This window comes from Geomonas sp. (genome assembly GCF_056994735.1).
This window is the reverse complement of record NZ_JBXKJL010000306.1, coordinates 1-6,846: the sequence shown is the minus strand read 5'-3', so window position 1 is coordinate 6,846 and position 6,846 is coordinate 1. Positions and strand designations below refer to the sequence as shown.

The following is a 6,846-nucleotide window of genomic DNA, read 5'->3' as shown; positions in this document are numbered from 1 at the left end:
CGGCTTCAATGGGCAATTAGCAGGGGTTCACGCTGATTCACGAAGGGGGTGTTATGACCTGACGGCGGCCCCGCAGTCACCCTCTCCGTCTTCTCACCAGTGATTTACCGAACCTTGGCCTTAATTTACTGGAATAACCAGGTCGACAAAATTACAGAAATATTACGGATTCGTCATCTCAGGCGTGAAGCGTGAAGGATGAAGCGTGAAGGGTGAAGCGTGAAGGGTGAAGGGTGAAGGGTGACGGGAGAATCACGTCCCCCCTCCCTTGAGGGGAGGGGGTTAGGGGGTGGGTGAAGGTGTCATTTCAATAGGTCGTGGCCTAAACTGCGGATTGCAATAGGTCGTGGCCTAAACTGCGAATTGCAATAGGTCAGGCCTACTCTGCGAATTGCAATGGTTTGCTTTTTACCATTCACCATTCACCATTCACCTTTCACAGCCTTTAAGCCTTCGGCAGTTCCAGCTTCGGTTCCTTTGCCGCACGATAAAGGAGCAGGGTCCTGCCCAGCACCTGGGCCACTTCGGCCCCGCACGCCTCGCAAAGCGCCTCGGCCACCTCGTGACGGTCCATCATGCAGCTCTCCAGTATCTTCACCTTGATCAGCTCATGGCTCTCCAGGGCTTCGTTGGTTTCCTTGACCAGTGCCGCGTTGACCTCCCCCTTGCCGACGGTTATCACGGCCTTTAGTCCATGCCCGAGCGAGCGGAGAAATCTCTTCTGTTTGCCTTTCAACATTACTCTTCTTCCTTTTTCCTCTGCGTCATCCTGACAAGCGTCGCCATAAGTGACGGCCTGCCTTCAGCAAAAGTCTTTTAATTTCCAAATGGTGGAGAGTCTTATAACACTTTGCCCGGAGGATGGCAAGGCCGCTACTCCGAGCGCCTCAAGTGAGTAGCTGATGTGCTCTCCGGTGAGAAACTTTTTTACACCGCGATACCGTATACTTTTTATATCCGCACTTTGCCCCTTGCCCTTGAAACGGAAAAACTGCTACCATCAGCGGTATTGGCCGCGCTCTCTGCTTTAATGAGCGAGCTGGCACAGAAATGGCATATGTACGGGCCGTACAACCTTACCTGTATCAGGAGGCGAACAAGGTGCTTTATAAATCGGTAAACGAGTCATTCAACGAATTCAACATTGATAGGAGCGACCCCAAGTGCATCAGATGCAAGGTCTGCGTCAGGCAGTGCTCTTACGGCGTCCACTCCTATATTGAAGAGGAAGATGTCCTGGTTGAGGATAGCTCCTCCTGCATCGGCTGCCGGCGCTGCTCTGCGCTGTGCCCGACGGGCGCCATCTCCATCAAGGCCAACGAGGAAACCTTCAAGAAGAACGCTTCCTGGTCTTCCGCGCACATCAGGAACCTCTACGCCCAGGCCGACAGCGGCGGGATCCTCTTGGCCGCCATGGGGAACCCGGCTGATTACCCGATCTATTGGGATCACCTGCTTCTGGACGCCTCCCAGGTGACCAACCCGTCCATCGACCCGCTGCGCGAGCCGATGGAGCTGCGCACCTACCTCGGCAAGAAGCCGCACAAGGTCGAGATCGTCCGCGACGAGAAGACCGGCAAGCCGTCTCTCAAGACCAAGCTTACCCCGCAGCTCAAGCTCGAGTACCCGTTCATCTTCTCCGCCATGAGCTACGGCGCTCTCAACCTGAACGCCCACAGGGCCATGGCTGCCGCTGCCGAAGAGCTCGGCACCATCTACAACACCGGTGAGGGCGGCCTGCACAAGGACCTCTACCGCTACGGCAAGAACGTCATCGTCCAGGTCGCTTCCGGCCGTTTCGGCGTCTCCGAGCAGTACCTCAACGCCGGCGTCGGCATCGAGATCAAGGTCGGCCAGGGTGCGAAACCCGGTATCGGCGGCCACCTCCCCGGCGAGAAAGTCGACAGCGAGATCTCCGAGACCAGGATGATCCCGATCGGCTCCGACGCCATTTCGCCCGCTCCGCATCACGACATCTACTCGATCGAGGACCTGCGCCAGCTGATCTACGCCCTCAAAGAGGCGACCAACTACGAGAAGCCGGTCTCCGTCAAGATCGCCGCGGTCCACCATATCGCCGCCATCGCTTCCGGTGTTGCCCGCGCCGGCGCCGACATCATCACCATCGACGGTTTCCGCGGGGGGACCGGTGCCGCTCCTCAGGTCATCCGCGACAACGTCGGTATCCCGATGGAGCTCGCCCTGGCCGCAGTCGATGCCCGTCTGCGTGACGAAGGGATCAGGAACGAGGTCTCCATCGTGGTTGGCGGCGGCGTGAGGAACTCCGGCGACGCCATCAAGGCCATCGCCCTGGGCGCCGATGCCATCAACCTCGGCACCTCGACCCTCCTGGCCATGGGCTGCACCCTCTGCCAGCGCTGCTACACCGGCAAGTGCCCGTGGGGCATCACCACCAACAACCCGTACCTGGCCAAGCGTCTCAACCCCGAGATCGGGACCGAGAAGCTGGTGAACCTGGTTCACGCCTGGGGCCACGAGATGAAAGAGATCCTGGGCGGCATGGGGCTGAACGCGCTGGAATCGCTGCGCGGCAACCGCTACAAGCTGCGCGCCGTGGGCCTCTCCGAGAAGGACATGAACCTCCTGGGCGTAATGCCCGCCGGGGAGTAAGGGTCAAAAACATTGGCGCGGGATCAAATCGGATTAAATTCAGATGTGCAAGACTTAAAGAACGTTTTTAATCCGATTCGATCAGATTCTAATCCCGCGCTGAAAATAGACTTGAATTTCAGATGACAACGAGGATTGTGCATGAAACGTATATATTCAATTGAAGATGCCTGCATCGGCTGCCACCTCTGTGAGGTCGCCTGCATCACGGAGCATTCCCGCTCCAAGGATCCCGTCAGGGCCTTCCTGCACGAGGCCGACCGCCCGATCGCCCGCTGCACGGTCGAGGAGAAAGACGGAGGGATCGTTTCCTTCTCCACCAACTGCCGCCACTGCGACGACCCCGAGTGCCTCAAGGCCTGCATCTCCGGCGCCATCCAGAAGGACGAGAAGGGCGTGGTGAGGATGGATGTCCAGCAGTGCATCGGCTGCTGGTCGTGCGTGATGGCCTGCCCCTTCGGCGCCGTCCAGCGCAACCTGAAGGCGAAGAAGGCCAACAAGTGCGACCTCTGCCCCGACAGGGAGAACCCGGCATGCGTCGACGCCTGCCCCAACCGGGCGCTGGTGTACAAGGAGGGGAGCAAGTAAATGAACTACGTCATCATCGGAAATTCCGTAGCCGCCGTCGGCGCCATCAGGGGTATCAGGAAGGTCGATGCGGAAGGCAACATAACGGTACTGTCGAGGGAAAATCACACCGCTTACGGGCGCCCGCTGATCTCCTACCTGCTGGGCGGGATGGTTCACGAGAAGCGCATGCCCATGCTGCCGGCGGACTTCTACGAGAAGCACAAGATCAACCTGCTCCTCGGCTCCGAAGTGGTCGCGGTCGACTCCGCCAAGTCCAGCGTCAGGCTGTCCAGCGGCGAGGTCATCCCCTACGACAAACTCCTCATCGCCACCGGCGGCGATCCCTTCGTACCCCCCATCGAGGGGATGCAGGGCAAGGAGAAGGTCTTCACCTTCACCACCTGGGATGATGCTTCCAAACTGAAGGCCAAGGCCAGCGACATCGAGAAGGTCGTCGTCATCGGCGGCGGTCTGATCGGCACCAAGGCGGCAGAAGGCCTCTACGCGCTGGACAAGGAGATCACCATCGTGGAACTCGCCGACCGCATCCTCTCCGCCGCTTTCGACCGCACCGCCGGCCGCATCGTGGGCAAGAAGATGAAAGCCAACGGCGTCGAGGTCATCACCGAAGACACCGTGGTCAAGATCGAAGGCGAGGGCGCCGAGATCACCGGTGTGACCCTCAAGTCCGGCGACTTCATCCCCTGCGACACCGTCATCGTAGCCATCGGCGTGCGCCCGGCCGCCACCTTCCTCAAAGGTAGCGGCATCGAGGTGAACCGGGGCGTGGTGGTCGGCGACAGCATGGAAACCTCCGTTCCCGGCGTCTTCGCTGCCGGCGACGTTGCCGAGGCCCGCGACTTCTTCTCCGGAAACAAGAACCCGATGCCGATCTGGCCGGATGCCTACATCCAGGGCGACGTGGCCGGCATCAGCATGGCCGGTGGCGAGAGGGAATACCAGGGCGGCCTGGCCATGAACTCCATCGAGCTCTTCAAGGTCCCGACCATCTCCATGGGCATCACCAACCCGGATGCAGGCGACCGTTACGAGATCATGACCTACCAGGATGTGGAGAACTACCAGTACCGCAAGATCGTCCTCGAGAAAGGCGTGATTGTCGGGGCGGTTATGGTGGGCAACGTGGAGCGCGCCGGTATCTTCTCCGGCCTGATCCGCGACAAGGTGGAGGTCGCCTCCTTCAAGGAGAACCTGCTCGCGCCGGACTTCGGCTTCGTCCATCTCCCCAGGGAGATCAGGACCTCGCTCTTTGCGCCGAAAAAGGCGGAATAGGAAACCCGGGTCAACGATAGAACGCGGATGGCGCGGATCTACACCGGTCGAAGCAGAGGTTTCGGGTTTAAACCCTGACCTGGTTCTAACCGCGGAAATCCGCCCGGCAAGATGTGATCAGCGTTCTATGCCTTCGAATTTGAATAAAGACTAAGCTTCACCTGGAGGCGGTAACATAATGAACAGAAAACCTACCCACAGCTTCGAGAAGGATATATCCAACTGCGGCCTGACCGGGTTCATCGCCAAGAACGGGGAACTGGTCGGCGGCGAAGTCATCATCCGCTCGATCGCCCTGATGCATGACCGCGGCAACGGCCTCGGCGGCGGTTTCGCTGCCTACGGGATCTACCCGGACTACAAGGAGTTTTTCGCTTTCCACCTGATGTACGAAAGCTCCATGGCCCAGCAGCTCACCGAGGAGTACCTCGATCAGAACTTCTTCGTCGAGCAGCAGGAAGAGATCCCGACCCGCCGCGTCGCTGCCATCAAGAACCCGCCGGTCTTCAAGCGCTACTTCGTGAAGCCGCTCGAGACCGATGACTACAAGGAAGCGATCGAGTTCCAGAACATGACGCTGGAGGACCTGATCGTCAGCCACGTCATGAGGATCAACAACGAGATCGAGGGTGCCTTCGTGGTTTCCTCCGGGAAGAACATGGGCGCCTTCAAGGGCGTCGGCTACCCGGAAGAGATCGCGGACTTCTTCCGCCTCGAGGAGTACAAGGGTTACACCTGGACCGCTCACAACCGCTTCCCGACCAACACCCCGGGCTGGTGGGGCGGGGCGCATCCGTTCACTCTCCTCGACTGGTCCATCGTCCACAACGGCGAGATCTCGTCCTACGGCATCAACAAGCGCTACCTGGAGATGTACGGCTACCTCTGCACCATGCTGACCGACACCGAGGTCGTGGCTTACATGCTCGACCTCCTGATCAGGAAGCACGGCCTCTCCCCGGAGCTCGCCTCGATGGCCATGGCTTCACCCTTCTGGGACAAGATCGACCAGATGGACAAGGACGACAGGGAGCTGATGACCGCCATCCGCCAGACCTACGGCAGCTCGCTCCTCAACGGCCCGTTCGCCATCCTATTCGCCAGCAACGACGGACTGATCGGCCTCAACGACCGCGTCAAGCTGCGTCCGCTGGTCTGCGCCACCAAGGGCGAGTTCGTCTACATGGCCTCCGAAGAGGCCGCCATCAGGGAAATCTGCTCCGATCCGGAGAAGGTATGGTCCCCGCGCGGCGGCGAGCCGGTCGTGGTCAAGATGAATGAAGGGGTAGTCTAAAAACGGCTAAGGGCTAAGGGCTAAGGGCTCGGGGCTAAAGGAAACCCGGACCCTGGACCTCCCGTTGCACAGATTGAATCCAATAACCGGCTACGGCCGGGGCATAAGGCTAAGGTTTGAACCTTTAGCCCTTAGCCCTTAGCCCTTAGCCTTGAGGAGATGTTATATGCAGATAGATGCCAAGGGCGTGTACTATAAGGACCTCAACGCTCAGATCCGTTCGGCGGTTGCCGGCGGGGCGGAAGCCATAGAGCTCGTCAACGTGAACGGCCAGTACTTCATCGGTGACGGCATCAACAAGCCGGTGACCATCACCGTGAACGGCGTGCCGGGGAACGACCTCGGTGCGTTCATGAACGGCGCGACCATCATCGTGCGCGACAACGGCCAGGACAACATCGGCAACACCATGAACGCCGGCAAGGTCGTAATCCACGGCCACGCAGGCGACGTTCTCGGCTACGGCATGCGCGGCGGCAAGATCCACATCCTCAAGGACGTCGGCTACCGCGTCGGCATCCACATGAAGTCGTACCAGGAGAACAAGCCTGTCCTGGTAGTGGGCGGCAAGGCCGGCGACTTCTTCGGCGAGTACATGGCCGGCGGCGTGCTGATCCTCCTCGGCATGTACTCCGACAACCCCGAGAAAGCCAAGCATGGCTTCTCCTTCGGGACCGGCATGCACGGCGGGACCATCTTGGTGCGCGGCGGCGTGGACGAGTCCAAGCTTTCCCGTGAAGTAGGTGTCTTCGAGCTGACCGAAGAGGACCAGGCGACTCTGCGCGGCCACCTCGAGAACTACTGCGCCGACTTCGGCTTCGACGTCGAGGAAGTGCTGAAAGAGAAGTTTGTGAAGGTCCTACCAAAGAGCAAGCGTCCCTACGGCAACATGTACTGCCAGATGCCGAGGTAATTCAGGATCACCCAATGGCCCTCCCTCACGGAGGGCCATTCTTGTATTCGCCCTATCTCCCGCCCCCCCTTTGAACGGGGGAGGCCTAATGTGACGACTTGCAAAAGTCCCCCTTTGACAAAGGGGGATTTAGGGGGATTTAAAG

The 6,846-nt window shown here is 59.5% G+C and carries 6 protein-coding genes; 5 read left to right on the top strand and 1 reads right to left on the bottom strand.

Annotated elements, in window-relative coordinates; all coding sequences use genetic code 11:
* Positions 1-445: 445 nt before the first annotated feature.
* Positions 446-739 (bottom strand): ribosome assembly RNA-binding protein YhbY, encoded by a 294-nt coding sequence (gene yhbY / locus AC11W3_RS13645; RefSeq protein WP_484090588.1) that lies wholly within the window; start codon positions 737-739, stop codon positions 446-448.
* Positions 740-1,101: 362 nt separating this feature from the next.
* On the opposite strand from yhbY, the gene AC11W3_RS13640 reads away from it, so the two are divergent.
* The 5 genes from AC11W3_RS13640 (at position 1,102) to AC11W3_RS13620 (ending at position 6,701) form a co-directional block, all read left to right on the top strand.
* Complete coding sequence (locus AC11W3_RS13640) at positions 1,102-2,631, top strand: glutamate synthase-related protein (RefSeq protein ID WP_484090589.1); 1,530 nt, start codon at positions 1,102-1,104, stop codon at positions 2,629-2,631.
* 141 nt (positions 2,632-2,772) lie between these two features.
* Positions 2,773-3,219 (top strand): 4Fe-4S dicluster domain-containing protein, encoded by a 447-nt coding sequence (locus AC11W3_RS13635; protein ID WP_484090590.1) that lies wholly within the window; start codon positions 2,773-2,775, stop codon positions 3,217-3,219.
* Complete coding sequence (locus AC11W3_RS13630; protein ID WP_484090591.1) at positions 3,220-4,494, top strand: NAD(P)/FAD-dependent oxidoreductase; 1,275 nt, start codon at positions 3,220-3,222, stop codon at positions 4,492-4,494.
* 178 nt (positions 4,495-4,672) lie between these two features.
* Positions 4,673-5,788 carry a class II glutamine amidotransferase gene (locus AC11W3_RS13625; protein ID WP_484090592.1) on the top strand — a complete coding sequence of 372 codons (1,116 nt, stop codon included), beginning with the start codon at positions 4,673-4,675 and terminating at the stop codon, positions 5,786-5,788.
* Positions 5,789-5,954: 166 nt separating this feature from the next.
* Positions 5,955-6,701, top strand: coding sequence for a GltB/FmdC/FwdC-like GXGXG domain-containing protein (locus tag AC11W3_RS13620; protein ID WP_484090593.1), 747 nt, complete (start codon positions 5,955-5,957; stop codon positions 6,699-6,701).
* Positions 6,702-6,846 lie beyond the last annotated feature (145 nt).